Source organism: Paenibacillus pseudetheri (assembly GCF_924513355.1).
Lineage (GTDB): Bacteria > Bacillota > Bacilli > Paenibacillales > Paenibacillaceae > Paenibacillus_AQ > Paenibacillus_AQ pseudetheri.
The window spans coordinates 1-22,939 of sequence record NZ_CAKMAB010000046.1 but is presented as its reverse complement, the minus strand read 5'-3'; the positions used below and the strand labels follow the sequence as shown (position 1 = coordinate 22,939).

Below are 22,939 nucleotides of genomic sequence, written 5' to 3'. Positions count from 1 at the left end.
TATGGATTTGAAAGAGCTGCGGCGCACGCGGCGAGGTCGATTCATGGGAAGCATGCTTCCTTATGTGGGATATATCATTCAAAGCGGCGTAGCTATGGTCTTCCTCTTTGTGTTGATTGTCTTCTCAGCCTGGTATACATCACTGTTACAGAATGTACCTGAAGGTATTCCCATTCGTTGGATTATGCTTGCAATACTGCTGCCTGCGGCAGTGCATAGCAGCTTCCGAACCTATTTGCAGACTCCAGATACGATTTTTCTACTGCCTCAAGGTCACCGGATGAAGGAATATTTTGCACCTTCGTGGGTCAGTGGAAATGTATGGAAGATTATTCGATTGTTATTTGTACTCATTACTCTTTGGCCGTTGTACATACGTACAGATGACTCTCCTAAGCGACTTTTATTTACAATATTGATTCTGATAGCTGTGAAGCTAATCGCGAGTTATGGCTTATGGAAAGAGATAGCTATGCTGTCTCGTCCTATGGCCGGGGTATTTACTTTCTTGCGCTGGGCGGTAGGCGGTTTAATTATTGCCGCTTGGTTATGGCAGCCTACCGGCCGAAGTCTAATATTTATGGTGCTATTAGCAGCAGCCTATCTGGTTGCACTGTCTGTACCTGCACGTCACGCCGTGCCTTGGGAAAGACTTATCACTATGGAAAAGAATCAAGGTGGACGCGCGCTGATGGTTCTGGGTTGGTTCGTGGATGTACCGGGCCGTGAGCAACGGGTATATCCTCGTCGTTATCTTTCCAAATGGGGGGCTCGGCTCCCTTGGCGTAAGGATACGGCTTACCGCTATCTGCTGACCAAAAGCTTCGCCCGAGGAGATATCTTTGGAATCATTATGCGGATTTCGGTGCTGGCTTTGCTGCTGAATTGGTTGAACCGTGACAGTTACTTCGGTACCGGCATCTATTTGTTCTTCCTGTTCATTATTGGCGTACAATTGTCGGCACTCCGCAAATTGCATAGTGAGTCTTTTTGGCTGACAGTGTATCCCTTTCCTGAAGGCAGTAAGGCGGATAACACAACCCGATTTGTATTCCGCGCGCATCTGGTAGTGGCACTAATTCTTGGTTTACCTTTCTTAGCTTCTATAGGCAACCGTCTACTACCAGTGATTGGTACATTTGTTGCAGGGGTTCTGGTATCCTTTCTGTTTAAGGGATACTTGTCCCGTAAAGCGGCACGGATGGTTGACGAGGATTTGTAAGAGATTATTTCAAAATAAAAAAGGCTTTCTCAAAAGTAGAGAATTCTACGGATGAGAGAGCTTTTTTTTCACGTATAAGAAAATATATATTTGGGGCCCCGCAAAGTACCTGAGCACGCATCGAAGCAAAGCCCCACTTGTGGGAAATGAGGTGTACCAAGAGAAATGGGAAAGAGCTCAAGGCTCTCTCCCGAGACTGTCATCTCTAGTTAGACAAAGAGTGAACGGCTGATGATAACCAGCAGGATAAAGAGAACCAGAATGGCGCCAGTGCTTGTGAATGGACTGCAGCATCCGTGTCCGCCTCTAACTTCTTCGCTCATGTTCATTCCCCTTTCGGTGTGTGTTGTACTTGTGTACATCGTATTGTATGTGTGGAGAGAGAAGCATGTATAGGCCAATGCCGGAGGCGTCCAGAAAAAATCAGCCCCGCAGAAGCGGAGCTGATTATAGGGAATATGAAAGATTTGTTAAGCTTTTTCCAAATCGCGAACGCCTGTGTATACAAGATCAAATAGATCTTCAAGCTGTTCTTCCTCAATACAAGAGAAAGCAATACGCAGATCTGTTTCACCGAGAGCGATAGTGCCCAGTCCGTAATTATGGATCAGGTGAAGCCGAAGGGCTTCAGCCGAAACGGTGTGAAGCTTGAGACACATAAAGTAGCCGGAGTTAAAAGGATAATACGTCCATACATCATCACCGTATTTGCCGCTATCGAGCAGCGCTTTTACTTTATTCGCACGGCCCTTCATGATTTGGAACTTCTCTTCCTTCTGTTCTTCGAATTGTGGAGATTTCAGTGCATCCAGTACGAAGGTCTGTGATGGGTGTGCACCGCTGGAAATAGTGGCGCGAATGATGCCTAATGTTTTTTGCTCCAATGCACCCAGCAAATCCTTGTCCTCCGAGGCATAAGTGATGAAGCCAACACGGAAGCCCCAGACGAATTCTTCTTTGGTCGCACCGTCAATTTTGATTGGAAGCACACGTGGGTGCAGATGGGCAAGCTTACCGAACAATGATTCCTTTAGTGAGTCTTCAAAGAACAGTCCGAAGTAGGCATCATCACTTACGACAACCACGTTAATGCCTTCCTCAGCCGCACGAAGGATAGCTGCGACGATTTCATCGCCTTCCTTAATCCCTGGAGTATACCCTGTAGGATTGTTAGGGAAGTTAAGCAGAACGATCGCTTTTCCGCGTTCTTTTTGAGCTAGTAGCGCTTCTTCAAGACCCGCACTGTTAAAGGTCATTTCTTCTGTGAAAAGCGGATAGTTAACGATTTCCCCATGGCGGCGAATTCCGAAGGTTAGTTCATAGTTTTCCCAGTTCTTATCTGGGTAGATGATAGCGTCACCTGGCTCAGCGAAGAGGTCAGCGACAATGCTAAGCCCATGAGTCAGGGCGTTGGTTACAACAGGATTGCTGATGGTTTTATCTTCTAGCGATGGATTTTCGCGCAGCATCTTTTCACGCCATACAGTACGCAGCTCTGGTTTACCTGCCGGAGGGGCGTAACTATAAAGATCCTTAGGGCTGTAAGCGGAGAGTTTATCCTGGATGACGCCGAGGTGCATAGGCACGCCACCTTCAGTAGCAATACCGATGGTCGCGTTATATTTCTTGGCGTGAGCTCCTGCTTCAGCGGATTGGCTCAGGATGCCCTCTTTTGGGAAGTAAATCTCTTTGCCAAGTGTAGAGAGCATATCATACACATGTTCATTTCCTGCTTTGATACTTTCGTTTAATTGTCCAGCAAGTGGATTCATCAGTTTCATCCTTCCAGGGTTCTTTGGGGATAACATACTGTTAACATTGCCTAACATTATATCACCGCCGCCTGCAACCGTCACTTGGAAAGATACGTTTTTTAAAAATTTAAGGAAGTTTAAGTTTTACACTATACGTAGTGCTTATTTTGTACGAGAAACTGGTTTATCCGTATCTATTATTCGGAGTGGTAGGGGCAGTATTTCTTCATCATTTCAATGGTTTCTTCATCACGTGGATGATTTCTTTCAGATAGGCCGGAAATGACCCCAGAACGTTCTTCTTTTTTTAGATTCTGCCCAAACTTAAACTTCGCCGTGATCTCATCTGGGGTAATGCGTACAACCGCGACTCCCTTTAGACGGGGACGATATTTAGGGTCCTCTGCATCTATCTGATTATAGCCACCCTCGGGCTGGAGTTTTTTCATAAATAAGGAGAGTACGATGGCTTTTTCACTAATGTCTTCGACGGGCTCGGCTGTGCCAAAGGCGGTAACACTTTTAAAATACGCGGTTGCTGGGCAGGCCATCTCTGGATCGCTAAAATATGACGGGATTAGTGCATACTCATCCGCTACGGTAAAGCAGACCTTCTGCTGATTGAGGATCGCCTTCATTTTGCCACCAGCATGACTGCCGTGGAAATAGAAACACCCACCTATATATACAAAATTCAGCGGTGTCACCCGCGGTAGCCCCTGTTCATCGCTTGTCCCGAGAAAACCAAAGCTCATTCCTTCTAGAAAAGAGACCAATTCTTCCTCCTGATCTACTTGAAATTCTTTTCTGCGCATAGGGTTCACGTCCTTTTTCTTATTGTGTAGAGCATTTGCTCCGATTGTAGATGCTCTTTCAAGAATAGTAGAGTGATTGACAATTAAAAAGGACCACTTAAGATAGTTTTTAATGGACCACTTGCTGGCCAAGGAGGGAAACAATGAACATTACGCTGGCATTCGATCAATATCTGACGATACACCGCTACAAATATTTAGCGTTATATCATGCACTTCGCGCTGGAATATTGGAGGGAACTCTCCCGGGTGGCACTCGGCTGCCGTCTACACGAAGTCTGGCTATGCACTATGACTTGTCGCGCGGATCGGTCTCGCAGGTGTATGAAATGTTGCTCGCTGATGGTTATGTAAGGACGGTGACTGGACGGGGGACATTCGTATCAAAAGAAAGCTTTGTTTCAGCTTCTGAAGATAATAAGCGTGAAAATGTGACTTTGGGTAAGGTGGCAGATGCTGCTGGGGGAGGCCCTGCATCTGAGAGAACGATCCCGCTTTCGGCATGGGGAGAACGACTTCTCGCGCACCCTACACCCATGTATGAGCAGCGTAGCAGGAATGTTGTAAGCTTCCTTAGCGGTGGTATGCGGATGGAGCATTTTCCTTACGCCGAATGGCGCAGCGCGCTAACGTATGCTGGAGGAAAGGAAGGCGGATTGCTGCAAAGCACTTGTCCCCCCGAAGGAGATGAAGGGCTTCGCAAAGCTATCGCTGCGCATCTGCGGATTACCCGCGGGATTCGTGCCGATGCAGAGCATATCGTATTGTTTAGCGGCTCGATGCAAGGAATTGTAATTTTGACACAGCTTCTGCTGGATGCAGAGGGTTCAGCGGTCGTAGAGGATCCGGGCTTTCATGGGATTCGCCGTGCGGTAGAGATCAATAGGGGACGACTGCTGGTAGGAAAGCTGGATGATAGCGGTCTAATTCCGGAGGATTGGGATGCGCGTCTGTTGTTTGTTACACCAAGTCGTCAATTTCCTACAGGTGTGGTGCTGCCTTTGGAACGGAGGCGAATCTTACTGGAATGGGCACAGCGACATGAAGCGGTAATCATTGAAGATGATTATGACAGTGAGTTTCGGTGGTCGGGACGTCCAATAGAGCCATTAAAAGCGCTAGATCGCGGAGAGCGGGTCGTGTATATCGGCTCCTTCTCAAACACGATGTTCTCTAGCCTTCGGCTTGGCTTTGCAGTGTTGCCACCCTCTCTGGTGAAGCCGACGATCGCCGCCAAGGCACTATATGAGCCTTTACCAGTCGGACTGCTGGAACAGCGGGCATTGGCACGGTTTATGAATACCGGCGGCTATGGCCGTCACCTGCGTCGGATGACCCGCATTTATGGTGAACGCGGACGCTTCCTTAGGACGATGTTGTCGGAACAGCTTAATGAGCTGTTCGAGCTGCTGCCTGGCGATGCGGGGCTGCAAGTATATGCGCGGTGGCTACGCAGTAAAGAAGAGTTCGTGGCATTCCGGGCGGCAGCGCGCAGGTGCGGCACGGATTTCAGAGATGCGGCGTTATATCAAGTTTCGCCGGGGGAGCTAGCCGCATGTTTTGCTTTTGCCCATCTGAATGCTGGGGAGCTGGAGGAAGGAATAAAGCGCCTGATTTTGGCGTGGGAAGATGTACAAAGTGCAACATGACAAGGTATGATGGTGGGGATGGGAAGCAAAACGAAGTGAATGCTAACGATGCAAGTTTTGCGAAGTAACTCAATTAGATTATGCTAACAAAACGAAGTGAATGCTTACGAAGTGAGTTTTGCGAAGTAACTCAATTAGATTATGCTAACAAAACAAAGCGGATGCTTACGAAGCAAGTTTTGCGGAGTAACTCAAAGTAGATTATGCTAACAAAACTGTGTGAATGCTTACGAAGTGAGTTTTGCGAAGTAACTCAAGTAGATTATGCTAACAAAACTTTTGGGAGGGAACGTTATGCTGCACGCATCGCCATCCTCTTTTGTTATATTACCTGCCTTGGCGAAGATTGTGTGCGAACCAAGCTGGAAATGGCAAAAAAGAGAGAAGTCGCTGCAAAATTATGATTTATTCTATGTATGGAGCGGGGAAGGGACGGTTATACGTAACGGGGAACCCTTCCAAGTGGGCAAGGGGAGCTGCTTCTTATTCCGTCCGGGTGACCATACAAGCGCAACTCATAATCCGCAAAGACCGTTTGTCCTTACATATATTCATTTTGATGTCACCGGAGAGGTGACGGATGTTCCGCTGCCCTATCGCGTACTTGCAGAAACCGTTGAATTTGAGCATCTGCTTGCTCGTTACGTCCGGCTGTTCCTAGTGGATACGTACGCGGCTGAGGAAGAAGGGCAGCTTGTTCTAAAGCAACTAATGATTCATCTGCTTAGGGAGGACCGAGTGAAGCCTGTAGAACGTTATGCTAGCAACCATTTAACAGAGATTATTCACGAAATAGCAAACTATGTGAGCCAACATCCCGGGATTTCGCATCGCGTAGAGGATCTTGCTGCACGTGCAGGGCTGTCGCCGCGGTATTTCTCAATTAAGTTTAAGGAGCTTACTGGCTCTTCCGTTCAATCTTATGTCATTCGAGCCCGGATTGAGCGTGCTCAACATTTGCTGCTCTACGCTGGAATGAATGTTACTGAGGTAGCGGATGCACTTGGGTACCGTGACATTTTCTTTTTCAGCCGCCAGTTCAAGCAGTATACCGGAAAAAGTCCATCTGAGATCCGCTGATTTCCATTCGTTGTTTCAGTTATTTCATCCAAGGGTAAATACTTTGCAGTTTCGTTTACAGAGAATTTACATAACCTCTTGGAAGGGGAAACGCATGGGATGATGATCAGACGCCGAATCTGCAACACCGATTGTAAAAGTGGAGGCGCAGGGCTTTTTAGAAACCGTTTGAGAAGATTAAAACAATCGAGTGCTTTTGCCATAGATAGCTGGTTCTAAATTGAGCAAACAGGTATACAATCGCTGGATATGACCAGAGACTTTAAATAACCGGGGCCAACAGGCTTCCGGTTTTTTTGAAATATAAGAATGTATATTTGATACAATAGAATAAACTCCTGTGAGGGTAATTTTGCATTCTGTTGCATACCTTACATTCAATTGGCGAAAAAACGCCCATACTAAAGATTATCACGGTGAGTTATTGCATGAAGTAACAGAATTTCCAGAGCTATAGGTGGGAGGAGAGATAAAATGTACGAAATCGTACTAATACGTCATGGTGAAAGCCAGTACAATGTGCAGAATTTGTTTACGGGTTGGAGTGATCCGGATTTAACCGAGAAGGGTATTCAAGAGGCTAAGGCTGCTGGCAAGCTTTTGAAAGATGAAGGATATACGTTTGATCTGGCTTTTGCATCAGTACTGAAACGATCGATCAAAACACTCAACTATATTCTCGATGAAATGGATCTGCTGTGGATTCCTGTGCAAAAGTCCTGGAAGCTGAATGAACGGCATTATGGTGCACTTCAGGGACTTAGCAAAAGTGAAACGGCGATAAAATACGGTGAAGAGCAATTGCATCTCTGGCGACGAAGCTTATCGGTTCGGCCCCCGCTGCTGGAGCTTAATGATCCTCGGTATGCCAGAAACGATATTCGTTATAGCAGTGTTCGTCCGGAGGATATTCCGCGAGGCGAGAGTCTGGAAGATACTGTTCATCGTGTGGGTGATTTCTGGAGAAACCGCATCGTCCCCCTTGTGCGTAAAAAGGAACGGGTGCTCATTTCAGCCCATGGTAATACACTGCGAGCGTTGATCAAATTTATGGAAGATATTGATGAGGCAGCACTGCTAGAACTCAATATTCCTACAGGAGTACCACTCGTGTACAAACTGGATGAGAACATTAATCCAATCAGCCGCTTTTATTTAGGCGATCCGGAACAGGTTACCGCCAAGGCGCGTGATGTTGCTAAGCAGGGACATGTGTAATAGGCGTAGCAGGTGTAAAGAGCAGATAATGACTTGAAAAAATTAAGGGGCAGCCGTGCGGGCTGTTCTTTTATTTTTAGTGTGTTTTTAAGAGGAAAGGGGTTTTTATGAATTATTTTAGTGAATTGGTGGTGGAGTTAATTTTTGTTATATATTATTCTTGTTATCTATAATTGTTCTCTAGAAACGGTCTTATAACTTTCAATCTTCAGATAGTAGGTGTTCAAAAGGTAAATGCAATAGATGTTAACGCATTCTCCATTGCCAAGAATAGAATAATCCTATATAGTTATATTGATAATGATTATCAGTATCATTATATAATATGTCGATTGGAGTGAATTTATTTTGTTTAAATCTCCAAAAACTTATCTATTGCTTGTGTTTACTTTGGTTATATCGTTACTGCTAGCAGCTTGCGGACAAGCAGTTGAGCATAGCACCTCCTCAGTAGATGGGACAGAGAGTGCTGCATCTTCATCAAATAGCAATGACTCATCCAGCGAAGTGGACATGGTTACATATCGAGCAAGTAATGGAGATATTCAAATACCCAGACATCCGAAGCGGATTGTCGATTTAACCTCCTTCGACACTGGATACTTCTTGGCGTTAGGTATCAAGCCGGTTGGTGTTATGAATGGTGTCTTAAACAGTCCCTACTTTGAAGGAATGCTGGAAGGCGTCCAAGGCCTTGGGGATGAACCATCTCTTGAACAGATTTTAGAGCTGAACCCTGATCTTATTGTTGTATTCTCCGGAATGGAAGGACTCGACAAGCTGGCCGAAATAGCTCCAGTAGTAGCCATTCAATACGGTGCAAAAACTATCAAAGATCAAATGCTTGATTTCGGTACATTAACGGGGAAAGAAGACGAAGCTAAAGCTTGGGTCGAACAATGGAACAAAAAAATCAACGAATTGAAGCCTAAGGTATTAGCAGCTGTAGGTGACAAAACTGTTTCTATCCTAAATCCGTTTTCCGGTGGACTATTCGTATTCGGTCACAGCTATGGGCGTGGTGGAGAAATTATTTATAATGAATTTGGACTGAAAGCACCTCCTGAAGCGCAGAAAGAAGCTATAGACAGCGGCACTGGTTGGGCAACAATCTCCCTTGAGAAGCTACCTCAATTTGCTGGTGATATTGTATTCACATGCCCATGGACTGGCGATACGAGCGATCCGAAAATCGTCTATGACAACCCCTTATGGAAGCATCTTCCTGCCGTAAAAGCAGGCAACGTATTCCAACTGGACCCAACGGCTGATACATATAGTGATCCCGTTACGCTTGAAGCGCAGTTAAATTACATTACTGAGAGTCTTTTATCTGCAAAATAATTCTACTTCAACGAAAGTTCACGAACTTGCATTTGGTTTTTATAGCAGGGTGAATCGGCCTTGAGCGATGCTGATTCACCCTGCTATTTTAATTTAGCTGCTGTTTTATAATGGCTCCATCTTAACTGCGGGTTATAAGTTTAGCTATCGGCCGAGTGGGCCTTTTTAGTGCTTTGGAAAAACTTAATTCTGTGATACATGAGTATATTCAATAAATCAATGAGGATTTTCTATGTTAGGATGATAATTCTGATGATAGTATTCAATGTGAGTTCAAAAAGTAAAGGAGGAATTAATGAACATTTTCGCACGTTTTTATTTGTAAGTATGAGTTAGGGGAATTATGCGGGAAATCTAAACCGGTTTAGATTTAATCAGTAACACACTTGATGCTTGAATAAGCCTTCCTCCACAGTGGCTAACGTTCTTAGAGAATAACTCCTTCCTGAAAGTAAATTCATCTTATCGGTTTATGAAGTGAACGTCTATGTATTAGAAATTTTTTAATTGAAATCTCGCTGTACCTTAATCGAAAGGAATGGTGATAAGTATGAGGAAAAATTGTAATCGCTTACTTAAAATATTATTCTGCTGCATTCTGATAACCTCAATCATAACGCCTAGTACCAGTTCTCCTGTTTTGGCCAAGGTTCTCCCGGGATTAGCGGATGTGTCCAGAGAAGTGGCTGCTGAAGGTATTGTGCTGCTGCAAAATCCGGAGTATAAACTAGCAGGATCACAAGTAAATGAAAATGAACAAGTGCTCCCTATCAAGAAGAGTGAAAATGTATCGGTATTTGGCCGCATACAAGCGCATTATTACAAGTCAGGCACAGGATCTGGCGGTGCGGTAAGGGTAGATTATGTGAATGGGATTCTGGAAGGTCTTCGGAACAATCCCAGTCTCAAGTTAAACGAAGATCTGGCGAAGGTTTATGCCGACTGGATCAAAAAGAATCCTTTCAACAATGGCGGTGGTGGCTGGGCAGCAGAGCCATGGTCACAGGCAGAAATGCCTTTAACCGATGAAATTGTGGATGCAGCAAAAGCAAAAACGGATACAGCTGTGGTCATCATCGGTAGAACAGCTGGTGAAGATAAGGATAATACGGACGTCAAGGGTGCCTATAAGCTAACAGACCTTGAAGTAGACATGCTTAACCGGGTCTATGCCAAATTCGACCGAGTGGCCATCGTATTGAACGTAGCCAACGTGATCGATATGTCATGGGCTAAAAACTATCCCAAAGCTGCTATTTTGTACACTTGGCAAGGGGGGATGGAAGGCGGTAGCGCCGTAGCTGACGTACTAACCGGAGACGTTACGCCAAGCGGTAAATTGAGCGATACGATTGCAGCTACACTTGAAGACTATCCTTCTACTGCACATTTTGGCAGCAAAACTGAAAATTCTTATAGTGAGGATATTTATGTAGGCTACCGCTATTTTGAGACCTTTGCTCCGGATAAGGTGCTCTATCCATTTGGGTACGGACTGTCTTATACCAATTTCAAGATCACGACTGATAATGTCAATGCTGGTGAGAATGAGGTTGCGGTGTCTGTAACTGTTCAGAATACAGGTAAGGTGGAAGGCAAAGAAGTTGTACAGATTTATTACGGTGCACCACAAGGTAAACTTGGTAAGCCGGCCAAGGAGCTTGCTGCTTTTGCTAAGACCCGCCTGCTACAGCCTGGGGAGTCACAGTCGATCACCATCACGTATGACACCAAAGATATGGCCTCATATGATGACAGTGGAATTACGGGTCATGATTCATCTTATGTCCTGGAAACTGGTGACTATAATATTTACGTAGGCAACAGTGTAAGTACCAGCGAAAAGCAAGGAGTATACAGCCTTAATGCCTTGAAGGTTGTAGAAACCTTGCAGGAAGCGCTCGCGCCAACTAAGGAATTTGATCGTATCAAACCAGGTCAACCGAATGAAAATGGTACTTTTACCACTGTCACTGAAAAGGTACCAACACGGACTACCAACTTGGATGAGAGAATCAAGCAAAATCTTCCTGCGTCCATTCCACAAACCGGGGACAAGGGTTATACCTTATTGGATGTATACAATCAGAAAGTGACTATGGATCAGTTCATTGCACAATTGTCCAATAACGATTTGGGGGCCATTATTTTAGGGGAAGGGATGTCCAGCCCTAAAGTTACTGCCGGTACCGCTGCGGCTTTTGGTGGTGTCACTAAAAATCTGCTGAAATTCGGGCTCCCTATCGACAGTGCTGCGGACGGTCCTTCAGGAATCCGGATGGAGACCAATGCAGAGAAAGCAACCAGTATCCCGAACGGGACGATGCTTGCCTGTACGTGGAACACTGAGCTGAATGAAAGATTATTCGATCTTCTTGGCAAAGAAATGCTGCTTAATAACATCGATACGCTGCTAGGCCCGGGGATCAATATCCACAGAAGTCCCCTGAACGGAAGAAACTTTGAGTATTTTTCAGAGGATCCATTACTGACAGGCATCATGGCTGCTGCGCAGACAAGAGGTCTTCAGAAGAACGGTACGGCGCCTACTATCAAGCATTTCGCTGCGAACAATCAGGAAACGGATAGACATCTTGTGAATGCACTTGTCTCTGAAAGAGCGCTTCGTGAGATTTATTTGAAAGGTTATGAAATGGCAGTAAAGAGTGGAAAGGCACGTTCAGTGATGACGTCCTATGGTCCGGTAAACGGAACCTGGGCTTCCAGTAACTATGATCTGAATACTACGATCCTCCGTGGAGAATGGGGCTTTGATGGGATTGTCATGACAGACTGGTGGGCGAAGATGAGTGAGGATCAGGGCTTCTATGCCACTTCCAATCGTTATGATGAAACTAACGGCAAAGCCATGGTTCGTGCCCAAAATGACCTTTACATGGTAATTCCGAACGATTATGCAGAAACGCATAAGAATCGGAATAACAGTACCTTTAATACGATGACATCGCTTGCTAACGGAAGTCTGAATCTGGGAGAATTGCAGCGTTCTGCCAAGAATATCACGAGCTTTTTGATGCAATCTCCTGCCTTTGCAAGGACGGCAAAGATTGATTACGTGGTCAATTATACGCCAGGAAGAGATTGGTTCCGGGTGAATACGGACAAATCAGGAGATCCACAGCTCTCTGATATTACGGTTGGCGGCAAAAAGATCAAAATATTTAATCCATTGAAACTCGACTATAAAGCCTTTGGTGAAACGACTGAAACTAGCAGCTATCCTGAAGTCAAAGCTACGGCGATAGCTGGTGTAGACGTAATTATACGACAAGCCGATAAAGATAGACCGGCTGCTGTAATTACTGCTTCGGCCGGAGGAGAGAAACGGATCTACAAGGTTATTTTCTCTTCGGAGGAAGGCTTGGAACCGATTTTTGAGAATCCGACCTATGCTTATTTAAAGAATATCTCTATTGATGGTAAGCCGCTTGAGGGATTTGCACAGACTAGGTTCAGTTATGATGTAGGTCTCAGTAACGGGGCTACTTTACCTGAAGTTACGTTTGAAACGAATGATGGTGTAAAAGCGACGGCCAACGTAGATCTCATCAATAAAAGAGTGACGATCAAATGTATCAGCTCCGATCAGGCGAATTCCTATGTGATACAGTTTGGTACGACACCACAGAGCGATGAGTTCGATAGTACAAATCTAAGCAACTTCTGGACGATTAATAAAGAGACTGCTACCAATACAGAAAACAACAAAAATTGGTCTTTGAGCACTGCTCTCGGCAATTTGAGAATCATCGCTGAAAGAGGCGACTTCTGGAGTGATCATGCAGATTTGAAGAACTATTTCCAGCAGGAAGCCTTCGGCAACTGGGAAGCAACCGTAAAAATTAATATGAGCAAATCACCAAATCAAAATTATAACGGTGTCGGCATCACGGTTTCACAGGATAACAATAACTATATCTGGGTGAAGTATGAATACAGTAGCGGCAAGATCATCGGTATGACCAAAGAAACCGGAGGTACGGAGCCTGTTACCATCGGACAACTGTCTGCCAGTCAGCTCACCAGTATTTTCGGAGAAAAGAAAGAGCTATATTTACGTTTGAAAAAAATAGGCAACAGCTATTCCGGTTATGTCAGCGCTGACGGCAAGGAATATATTTCACTTGGCAGTACAACTGCGAATTATGCCAATCCGAAGTTTGGATTACTTGCATCCAACGGAAGTGAGAATCTCACAGATCCATTTTTTGTTGATTTTGATTATGTCAGAATCAACAGTGATGTAGCTTTGGCAGTAAAGAAGATTGGGAAAAATACTAAATTGAAGGTAGCTGAGACGGAATTTGCCTCGATTACTCCGATAATCACGCCAGTAAGCAGCAATGATGTAGACGGCGGATTATGCTACACCAACACAAGTAAGGGAGAAGCCATCTCCTATAAGGTAAATGTAGAGAAAGAAGGCATGTACAAAGTCACATCACGAATTCGCTCTAGCCAATCGGATGTCGCCCAAATGTCCTTTGGCATCTATGATGGCGATAAGCTACTGGGAACCTTTGACCTCACCACGACTAAAGGGGTATGGAAAACCTTCAGAATCCCTGATATTCAGCTGTCGGCGGGCGAGCATACCCTTAGAATTGTATTCGAGAGTGCTGGTATTGACCTGAACTGGTTAACCTTCCAGTTGAAGCAGGACAATGTAGACACATCGGCGTTAGATGCGGATATCAAGGCTGCTCAAAAGATCGATATAAGTGCATACACAGCTTACAAAAAGCTCAAGTTCAACGCTGTGCTGGATGAGGTTAAGTCTGTTCTTGCTGAGCCGATTAACGACGAGGTTGTTGCAGAAGCCATAGCTTCCTTGAAAGCGGCTATAACAGATTTGAGTATATCGTCTATGCCAATCAATATTGCTCCGCGAGAAACGCTGAAAGTAGAGAACGGTATTAGAATCTATCCTTATCATGCACCATGGATTTATGCAACTAATACCCAGTTCAGATTCGAAAGTGGTACGGACGCCATGAGTTATGTCAATTCTAATGACCTTGTTTATTTCGGTCAGGTTGACTTGACTAATCTTGTGGAAGTAAGAGTGCAGTATGCCCGTGAAGGCGGATCGTCTCCATCTTTTAAATTCTATACAGAGGCTGACAATACGGGTAAACCAGTTAAAAGAGCTACTACACAAGGAAGAGCATACGCTGATGCCTACAGCGGCGGAGGTTCTTTTGATCTTGGCAATGAATTTGCAAGCATTAGTTTTGCTCAGAAAGCAGGCGCTGCTTGGGGGAATTATGGAATGGCAAGCACCAAACAAACGCCTGGAAATTCTTACATTGATCATTATTTGACAGCGGAAACCTTCCTAGACAGAACCAAAGTAACTGGTGAACAAAATGTATATATGATTTTTAACGGACTAAATGCAAATTTACAATATGTTGAACTTATTTATGCTGATCCGATTGAAGTCACATTCGATCAGAATTATTTGGACTCACCGGCCCCTACCATAGTAACCGCATTAAAAGGTGAAGCATTAAGCACCTTACCTCGGGTACCGGAACGTGAAGGCCACATTTTTGCTGGCTGGTTTGATAATAAAGAAGGGACCGGTAATGCATTAACCGTAGAAACGGTAATGAACATAAGCACGGTGTATTATGCTAAATGGACAGAAGATACCCATGCTAAAGAAATTATATCGATTGTTCAGCCGCAACTGCTGAGTGTGCCGTTCGGAACTTCTGTAGGAGAATTGAATCTACCAGCTACAGTGGAAGCTACATTGGGCAGCAAAAAGGTAATTCACTTGCCTGTAAAATGGGATAGTAAAGATTTCAACGGTGGAAAAGCGGGGAGTTATACGCTGGCAGGGAGCTTTGAGCTTCCTGAGGGTGTGCTCAATAGTACCCATCAAACTGTTTCTATTACAGTGGTTGTACTGCCAGAAGGCACTAAACCTATCCAGATTACTAAAATTGAGAAGCTGGAGGGCAAAAATGTTGAATTTGGTACCGCTTTTGATAAATTGGAATTACCGTCTTCAGTTACAGTAACGCTTGATACGTATGAGCAGAAGGATCTTGTTGTTAAATGGAGCCCTGCTGGTTATAACGGCAATGTGGAAGGATCATACGTACTGAACGGTACTATGGTATTAGAAGAAGGAATGATCAACCCGAATGATCTGAAAGCTTCCATCACCATTCAGGTAATGCCGGAAGTGATTCGTGTCGCTGAGATTGTCACAGTGCAGGCTTTGGAAAATAAGAGCGTTCCATTCGGCACTCCATTTAATGGATTGAAGCTACCATCCTCTATCATAGCTACTTTGAACAACGGTGAGACAAAGGCAATATCCATCGATTGGAATAGTGAAGGTTACAATGGCGATAAGCAAGGAGCTTATATCCTGAAAGGAGCGCTAGTACTTGTAGAAGGTGTCAGCAATCCAAAGGACCTGAAGGCATCCATTACGATCGAAGTACTGCCGGAGGTCATTACGATACCGGAAATCACGGCAGTGCAAGCACTAGCAAGTAAAAGTGTTGCTTATGGTACCAGCTTTGACGTACTGGAGCTACCAGCTTCAGTATCAGTAACCCTGAATACCGGGGTGAATAAGGTCGTTTCTGTTCAGTGGAACAAGGTAGGCTATAACGGTAATACGGAAGGAACGTACACCATCAAGGGGGATCTGATCTTGCCTGAGGGTATAGCTAATCCACTTGGCCTGAAGGTACAGATCTCTGTGATGGTTAAACCTTACAGCGGTGGATCAGGTGGAAATGGTGGTCAACCAAGTACGCCAACACCGACTACCCCAGCGATACCTTCAGTACCATCGATTCCTGGAGAAGTCGTAAAACCTGGAGAACAGCAGCCTCAGCCTCCAAAAACAGATGGAAAAACGAAGACACCGGAGCAAATCAGACAAGAGCTTAAAAACAAGTTTAAAGATGCTACTCTAATTCCTCGCTGGGCAGAATCTGCGATTGCAGCGCTGGTGGAGAGAAATATTATCGGCGGACGCACAGACGGAAGCTTTGATCCAAGTGGGAAGGTAAACCGTGCTGAGTTTGTAGCCATGGTAGTAAAAAGTTTCAACTTCAGCATGGGTGAGAATCAAAAGCATTTTACTGACGTTCTGAAGGATACTTGGTATAAAAACTATGTTGAGATTGGGACTTCTAATCAACTGATCAATGGTATCGGTAATGGCATGTTTGCTCCTAATAGCAGCATTAGCCGTCAGGATCTGTGTGTAATTCTATTCAATGCATTGAAGAAACTGAATGTTGAATTGCCGCAAGCGACTAACCATGACTTCCCAGATGATGCTTCTATTGCGGGTTATGCTAAAGAAGCGGTCTATGCCTTCAAAGATCTTGGTATTGTAAATGGAGGCAGCAGTGGAGAAATGGATCCGACAGCTTCGGCCACAAGAGCTGAAGCAGCTGTGATCATCAACAATGTACTGGATTACTATGCTAGCGTAACAAGCTCTAAAGTGAAATAAACAAAATAAGGGTATCCCGGTGCCGATTTTCAATCGGTTAGGGATACCCTTATTTTGTTATATCGTAGCCTTACTAAAGCGGCCGATGCAGCGTCCCCAACAATTCCCCCATCCTTACCTTCGTGTTGACCTCAAGCTTGGGTCTCGGGGTAAAAGTACCGCTTTCCATAAGCAGCACTACAGTAGAGCCGAACTCGAAATAGGCTAGATCATCGCCGATTTGCCACTCGGTAGCGTTAGCATCCGTATACCCGATGCTGCTGACGTTCATCGCGCCTACCTTTACTACTGCGGTTTCTCCGAAGTCTCCGGCGATATACGTGATAAGACGTTCATTGCGATTCAGTACGCCCTTCATATGTCGCATGCCGAAATCGTTGACAGGATAGGCTCGTCCACGAATGTGATCACTCTCAACCTTATGTCCAGTAAGGGGAGAGTGAATCCGGTGATAATCCGTAGGACTTAGATAAAGGACGAAGAAAAAACCTTTCTTGTACAGCTCCAGATGCGGAGAATGATTCAGTAGATCCTCGACCTTATAATCCTGCCCTTTTACATTCATAATCGTACCCGAGGAAATGTCACCCATAGCAGTAATCATTGCATCTACGGGACTAACTAAAGCGTCAGCATCGGTTGCAATAGGCCGCATGCCAGGCTTCAGCCGGCGGCTGAAAAACTCATTAAGAGTGAGATATTCTCCAGGATTCTTCTCCGCTTGGGCGGAGGGGATTTGATAAGTCTTAATAAATACCGGGATTAGAAAACGGCTGAGTCTACTATGAGAAAAAGACCCCATTAACCGTGAAAGCCATCGGTGTGAGGATAGCTCGGTCATTAGCCGCAGCAATTGTTTTACCATGCCCATCTCCCTTCCATAATACAGCAGTACGGTCGTATGTGGCCGCCATCTGCTCTGCATTATATTGACATAGAATAGGAGACAAATCAATAACTGTTATATATGAGGCTGTTCTTTTCTAGTAAAAAACGTGCGTATCCCATAGGTCTTCGGTAACTCTCCTTCCAAATCTCCGTAAGGCCGGCTTTGTGAAATCCATAGCGTTGGTCGCGGCCATTGCATTCTATGAAGAAGATGCGACCATCCTTAGTAATGCCTATATCCAGTCCGATATCGGCCAGACCTGGAAGGTCTTGTTCGAGACAACGAGCTATAACAAGGCTAAATGTTTCGACAGCCATACGGATATGGGCCGCTATTGCTCTAGAGAAGGCTTTTTCAAGCGCAAAGGAAGAGCTTAACGCTTCTCCTCCACGGGCTATATTGGAGACAAACCCCCCAGGGGGTGCTAGTTTAGCAAAGAGACCCGTGACCTGCCAATCGCCTCCCCAGCCACGTTGAACGGTGATACGTAAATCAAAGGGACGTCCTCCAATCTCAGCAAGGGGAATACGCTCCTGCACGAGATAAGGGACAGAGGCAAGGCGTGCCCGGAGCATTTTTGGCAGTGCCCCCTGATATACGGGAGTACTTATCCAGCGCCGCATTGAGGGGGATAGATAATTTAAGCTCCAGCGCTGAGGCCCTTTACGAACCAGTCGCATGACCCCATTCCCAATGCTTCCACGGCAAGGTTTAAGAATAAGATCGGGGTAACGATTCATCATTTGTTTGAGTCCAGATACGCCAGTTGTTGCTGGCAAAACCTCACGCAGCTCTTCATGCTGCTTAAGCAGTTCATGGATCTCATCCTTACCGTATCGATTGCAAGTATTGTACACCAAAGGATGGTGCCGCAGCAGACGTTGCATTCCTGGGCTATTCTGGCTGTATATAGCCCGGTTGTGGATGACATTGGGCGTAGGAACTACTACGCTTTTATATCCATTAGATCCCTTTATATAGGCGGCACTGAAGCCTGGGTCTGTATCGATGTCCGCGAGCTTCAGGAAGCAGGGGACCAAGCCGTATGCAGCGGCCGCCTCTTCATAGTTGGACAGAGACTCCTGTCCTGTTTTTAGCCGGGGAACGCCCCGGTGCATATCGGCATTTAGTAGTATTCCAACGAGCTTATGCCCCATGTTTGTTCCTCCTGTTTCTTCGGTCACGTGATTCCCGCCTTTACTACTCTAGTCATTGTATGTTTGTACCCGCGTGTCAGGATGGACGAATGCGCGGCGGCAGAAGCCTTTTTTTTAAAATAAGAACGTATAAATTTCATCAGAATCTTATGAAGGGCTTATCGCAAAAGGGTGTCATCAGCCCATACCGCTGCATATGATGCCTAGGAGAAACAATAGATGGAAGGAGGAGACTGCTTGTGAGGGGTTCCAAAAAAAAGCAGCCGCGCAGTCCACAAAAACGACTTTATTTTGTAGATAATCCCAATACAGAGGAACTGAGTATGCTGGATACCAAAAGCAGCTCTAAGGATTCAGGGAGTATCAGTGACGGAGTCAGCAATTCAGAGATTGCGGAAGTTCAGGTAAGTGGAGGAGGAGTAGCTGAAGCCGTTCAAGTTCAAGAGGAACTCATTTCAGCTCCAGTCCTGCAGCCGGAGCCTATGGTGGAGGTGCAGCTTCAGAAACAGGTGGATAATCTTCCTGAAACCATATGGTTCGCTCCCGAGAAAGAACGGTTTCAGCCTGTTTATACAGATGATCTATCAGATGCAGCGGTTACTGGAGCCAAAATTGCTCCACGCACCATTGACGGTTCTAAGCTGAAGTTCGGCATTATTGGTACACCATGGCTGCAAGATTACGCTGTGCAGAGTATCAATATCGCGGACAAGGCAGTTACTTCTTCGAAAATCGCGCCTGAATCCATTGTGGGTGAGCATTTAGCTGAAGGTAGCGTAAGCGGTGGTAAACTGCTGGATCATTCCATCAGTGGGGAGAAGCTGAAAAACGGCAGTATTAGTCCAGAGAAGCTGGCTGATCGGATTATCGGAGGCGGTCAAATTGCAGATAAATCTATAGAGAGTCGTCATTTGAGCGATCTGATTATTACGGCGGATCTACTGGAAGATGGCGCGGTTACTGGTGAAAAAATAGGAAGTAGCAGTATCACTGGCCGCCACCTCGCAAACGGGAGTATTGACCGTTCCAAGCTGGCTGAGGCAGCGGTATCTGGCGATATTATAGCCGATGGAGAAATAAGCAGCTCCAAGCTGGCTGATGCTGTTATTGAGGGGCGCCATCTTAGCGATGCTCTGATCACCGCCAGACATTTGGCTCCGGGAGCGATTGGTCCAGAGCAGCTTGCCAGCAAGCTGATTGGCAAGGGACAGCTCCAGCCGGGTGTGATCGAAGGTGCACATGTAGCAGAGGGTGCTATTGGTTCCAAGCAGCTAGGTGCAGAAGTGGTGAGAAGCATCCACTTAAGTGCAGAAAGCGTACACGGTTCCCATATCGGCGATGGAGAAATTTCGAGCCGCCATTTGGCTGACCGAAGCATTTCTTTCTTGAAGCTATCGGAGGGTGCGGTAGGTACTGCACAACTGGTTGAGCAAGCGGTCACCTCATCGAAGATTGCAGATCAAAGCATACTCGCACATAAGCTAGCAGATGAAGCTGTAACCACCAGACATATTGCCAAATCCGCTATACGCGGACCGCAAATTGCTATGCAAGCCATTTCCTCCAACCATCTGGAACGTGAGGCTGTGAATCACTCCCATTTAGCTTCGGAAGCGGTAGGCTCGGAACAGCTTATGGATGAAGCTATTCATACTCATCATCTGTCCTCAAATGCTGTCACTGGAGAAAAGCTGGCCTCAGAGTCAGTGGGTGCGGAACATCTTCGTCCACAGAGTGTAACATCTGCCAAATTAGCGGATGGAGGGGTGAATTCGGCTAAACTGGCAGCGGGATCGGTCATCGGAAGCACGATTGCTCGCGAAGTGGTGAGTGGTGAGCATATTGCTTTTTGTGCTGTGGGTGAGAAGCATTTGGCCGATGCCAGCGTGAGCGGGCGTACTTTACAGGACGCTGTGGTGGATAAAGATCATTTAGCTACGGGAGCCGTGGAACGGAGACATCTTGGAGAAAATAGTGTGACTGCTTCGGCGATTCAGTCCGGTTCAGTTTCAGGAGATAAGCTGGCTTCTGCTGCGGTGAGAGAGATTCATTTGGCCGCTGGAGCCGTGCAGCCACATCATCTGGCTGATCATGCGGTGACATCGTTAAAGCTGTCCCCGGAAAGTGTATCGACGGATAAAATTAGTGATTTGTCGGTCACTTCTTCTAAGCTTGCTGATGGAAGCGTAGATTCCAGTAAATTAGCAGTGTCGGCAGTTCAGGCAGAGCATTTATCTGTGAATGTGGTTCATTCGAAATCCATTAGCGATAGTGCGGTTCAGAGCAGACATATGAATCCGGGAAGCATTGGCGGGGCGCATATCCGGCCGTTGTCCATCGGAAATGGCCATATTATTCCTAATTCTATTTCTTCGATTCAAATACAGGAGGGTAGCATTAGCGGCTCTAAGCTAGCCAAAGGGGCAGTGGATTCCCAGCATCTTTCACCGGGCAGTGTAGACGGAAGCCATCTAAGTATTGATACGATTGAAGGGCGCCATATCGGGCATGGTGAGATCAAGCTGGCTCATCTAGCCGAAGATGCACGCAGCTCCGACTTGTTGCCAGAGGGCAGTATTACGGGAGAGAAGCTGGCAGAAGAATCCGTAGATTCTATTCACCTTGTACCAGGAAGTGTTGACGGAAGTCATCTGAGTCTGGGTGCTGTAGAAGGTCGTCACATCCAGCATGGTGAGATCACACTAGCTCATTTGGCTGAAGAAACTTTTAGCTCAGAGTTACTGCCTAACGGTAGTATTACCGGCGAGAAGTTCGCTGAAGGATCCGTAGGTTCTATTCATCTCATGGCTGGAAGCGTAGATGGCAGTCATCTGAGAGCGGATATAGTGAAGGGACGTCATATTGGGCACGGTGAAATCACCTTAGCTCATCTAGCCAAAGATGCACGTAGTGCAGACTTACTCCCAGATGCCAGTATTACTAGAGAAAAGCTAGCGGACGAATCTGTGAATTCAAGTCATCTAATACCTGGAAGTGTGAATGGCAGTCATCTGGGTCCAGATACAATAGAAGGACGTCATATCGGGTACAGTGAAATTACACTGGCCCATCTAGCCAAAGATGCACGCAGCGCAGAGTTGCTTCCAGACGGCAGTATTACCAGAGAAAAGCTGGCGGAAGAATCTGTGAATTCGAATCATCTAATATCTGGAAGTGTGAATGGCAGTCATTTGAGTCCGGACGCAGTGGAAGGCCGTCATATCCGAAATGGTGAAATCACATTAGCTCATTTGGCAAAAGAAACGCGCAGCTCTGAATTGTTACCCGACGGTAGTATCACCAGTGAGAAGCTGGCAGTAGAATCCGTAGATTCAAATCATCTAGTACCAGGAAGTGTAGATGGCAGTCATTTGAGTCCAGACGCAGTGGAAGGCCGTCATATCCGAAATGGTGAAATTACGTTAGCTCATTTGGCAAAAGAAACGCGTAGCTCTAAATTACTGCCGGACGGCAGCATTACCGGTGAGAAGCTGGCAGAAGAATCCGTTAGTTCTATTCATCTTGAACCTGGAAGTGTAGGGAGTAGTCATCTGAGTTCGGGTGTAGTAGAAGGCCATCATATCGGGTATGGTGAGATTACAATGGCTCATCTAGCACCAGAGACACGCAGCTCAGAATTACTGCCAGATGGTAGCATTACCGGTGAGAAGCTGGCAGAAGAATCCGTAGATTCAAACCATCTGGCACCAGGAAGTGTAGATGGCAGTCATTTGAGCTCAGGTGCAGTAGAACGACGTCATATCGGGTACGGTGAGATTACACTGGCTCATCTAGCACCAGAAACACGCAGCTCCGATTTCCTGCCAGATGGTAGTATTACCGGTGAGAAGCTGGCAGAAGAATCCGTAGATTCAAACCATCTGGCACCAGGAAGTGTAGATGGCAGTCATTTGAGCTCAGGTGCAGTAGAACGACGTCATATCGCGTACGGTGAGATTACACTGGCTCATCTAGCCGAAGATGCACGAAGCGCTGACTTACTTCCAGACGGAAGTATTACCAGAGAAAAGCTAGCGGAAAAAAGCGTAAATTCAAAGCATCTTGTACCAGGAAGTGTGGATGGCAGTCATCTGAGCCCGGATACAGTGGAAGGACGTCATATCGGGTACGGTGAGATTACACTGGCTCATCTAGCCGAAGATGCACGAAGCGCAGACTTACTTCCAGACGGAAGTATTACCAGAGAAAAGCTAGCGGAAGAAAGCGTAAATTCAAAGCATCTTGTACCAGGAAGTGTGGATGGCAGTCATCTGAGCCCGGATACAGTGGAAGGA

General features: G+C 45.9%; 11 protein-coding genes and 1 pseudogene. 7 read left to right on the top strand and 5 right to left on the bottom strand.

The window, feature by feature from the left end; translation table 11 throughout:
- Window position 1 precedes the first annotated feature (1 nt).
- The gene (locus tag L1028_RS26850) at window positions 2–1,222 is read left to right on the top strand and encodes an ABC transporter permease (protein ID WP_234541015.1); all 1,221 of its coding nucleotides are present in this window, start codon (window positions 2–4) and stop codon (window positions 1,220–1,222) included.
- A gap of 209 nt (window positions 1,223–1,431) precedes the next feature.
- Here the strand turns inward: L1028_RS26850 and L1028_RS26845 are convergent, their stop codons facing one another.
- The 3 genes from L1028_RS26845 to L1028_RS26835 all read right to left on the bottom strand — a co-directional run bounded on the left by L1028_RS26845 (window position 1,432) and on the right by L1028_RS26835 (window position 3,791).
- Complete coding sequence (locus L1028_RS26845; RefSeq protein WP_234541014.1) at window positions 1,432–1,545, bottom strand: YjcZ family sporulation protein; 114 nt, start codon at window positions 1,543–1,545, stop codon at window positions 1,432–1,434.
- Window positions 1,546–1,692: 147 nt separating this feature from the next.
- Window positions 1,693–2,994 carry an aminotransferase class I/II-fold pyridoxal phosphate-dependent enzyme gene (locus L1028_RS26840; RefSeq protein WP_234541013.1) on the bottom strand — a complete coding sequence of 434 codons (1,302 nt, stop codon included), beginning with the start codon at window positions 2,992–2,994 and terminating at the stop codon, window positions 1,693–1,695.
- Window positions 2,995–3,173: 179 nt separating this feature from the next.
- The gene (locus L1028_RS26835; protein ID WP_234541012.1) at window positions 3,174–3,791 is read right to left on the bottom strand and encodes a pyridoxamine 5'-phosphate oxidase family protein; all 618 of its coding nucleotides are present in this window, start codon (window positions 3,789–3,791) and stop codon (window positions 3,174–3,176) included.
- A gap of 143 nt (window positions 3,792–3,934) precedes the next feature.
- Here L1028_RS26835 and pdxR point away from each other — a divergent pair, with 143 nt between their 5' ends.
- The 5 genes from pdxR (at window position 3,935) to L1028_RS26810 (ending at window position 16,598) form a co-directional block, all read left to right on the top strand.
- Complete coding sequence (gene pdxR / locus L1028_RS26830; RefSeq protein ID WP_234541011.1) at window positions 3,935–5,440, top strand: MocR-like pyridoxine biosynthesis transcription factor PdxR; 1,506 nt, start codon at window positions 3,935–3,937, stop codon at window positions 5,438–5,440.
- Between the two features lie 294 nt (window positions 5,441–5,734).
- A complete protein-coding gene (locus L1028_RS26825) occupies window positions 5,735–6,520 on the top strand; it encodes a helix-turn-helix domain-containing protein (protein ID WP_234541010.1) in 786 nt (261 codons plus the stop codon).
- A 474-nt stretch (window positions 6,521–6,994) separates the two neighbouring features.
- Window positions 6,995–7,738 carry a 2,3-diphosphoglycerate-dependent phosphoglycerate mutase gene (gpmA, locus tag L1028_RS26820; RefSeq protein ID WP_234541009.1) on the top strand — a complete coding sequence of 248 codons (744 nt, stop codon included), beginning with the start codon at window positions 6,995–6,997 and terminating at the stop codon, window positions 7,736–7,738.
- Between the two features lie 348 nt (window positions 7,739–8,086).
- Entirely contained in the window at window positions 8,087–9,082 is a 996-nt protein-coding gene (locus L1028_RS26815; RefSeq protein WP_234541008.1) for an ABC transporter substrate-binding protein, read from the top strand.
- Window positions 9,083–9,752: 670 nt separating this feature from the next.
- Window positions 9,753–16,598 carry a glycoside hydrolase family 3 C-terminal domain-containing protein gene (locus L1028_RS26810; protein ID WP_234541007.1) on the top strand — a complete coding sequence of 2,282 codons (6,846 nt, stop codon included), beginning with the start codon at window positions 9,753–9,755 and terminating at the stop codon, window positions 16,596–16,598.
- 73 nt (window positions 16,599–16,671) lie between these two features.
- Here the strand turns inward: L1028_RS26810 and asd are convergent, their stop codons facing one another.
- Both asd and L1028_RS26800 read right to left on the bottom strand, forming a co-directional pair.
- On the bottom strand, window positions 16,672–17,463 hold the full coding sequence (gene asd / locus L1028_RS26805) for an archaetidylserine decarboxylase (RefSeq protein ID WP_234541028.1): 792 nt from the start codon (window positions 17,461–17,463) through the stop codon (window positions 16,672–16,674).
- 86 nt (window positions 17,464–17,549) lie between these two features.
- Window positions 17,550–18,644 carry a YheC/YheD family endospore coat-associated protein gene (locus L1028_RS26800; protein ID WP_234541006.1) on the bottom strand — a complete coding sequence of 365 codons (1,095 nt, stop codon included), beginning with the start codon at window positions 18,642–18,644 and terminating at the stop codon, window positions 17,550–17,552.
- 239 nt (window positions 18,645–18,883) lie between these two features.
- Between L1028_RS26800 and L1028_RS26795 the strand changes: the two are divergent.
- Window positions 18,884–22,939, top strand: a pseudogene (locus L1028_RS26795) (hypothetical protein); the annotation flags it as partial.

Excerpts from the sequence above, each read along its gene's own strand:
- L1028_RS26850 (WP_234541015.1), top strand. The coding sequence starts at position 2 with ATGGATTTGAAAGAGCTGCGGCGCACGCGGCGAGGTCGATTCATGGGA.
- L1028_RS26845 (WP_234541014.1), bottom strand. The coding sequence starts at position 1,545 with ATGAGCGAAGAAGTTAGAGGCGGACACGGATGCTGCAGTCCATTCACA.
- L1028_RS26840 (WP_234541013.1), bottom strand. The coding sequence starts at position 2,994 with ATGAATCCACTTGCTGGACAATTAAACGAAAGTATCAAAGCAGGAAAT.
- L1028_RS26835 (WP_234541012.1), bottom strand. The coding sequence starts at position 3,791 with ATGCGCAGAAAAGAATTTCAAGTAGATCAGGAGGAAGAATTGGTCTCT.
- pdxR (WP_234541011.1), top strand. The coding sequence starts at position 3,935 with ATGAACATTACGCTGGCATTCGATCAATATCTGACGATACACCGCTAC.
- L1028_RS26825 (WP_234541010.1), top strand. The coding sequence starts at position 5,735 with ATGCTGCACGCATCGCCATCCTCTTTTGTTATATTACCTGCCTTGGCG.
- gpmA (WP_234541009.1), top strand. The coding sequence starts at position 6,995 with ATGTACGAAATCGTACTAATACGTCATGGTGAAAGCCAGTACAATGTG.
- asd (WP_234541028.1), bottom strand. The coding sequence starts at position 17,463 with ATGGTAAAACAATTGCTGCGGCTAATGACCGAGCTATCCTCACACCGA.
- L1028_RS26800 (WP_234541006.1), bottom strand. The coding sequence starts at position 18,644 with ATGGGGCATAAGCTCGTTGGAATACTACTAAATGCCGATATGCACCGG.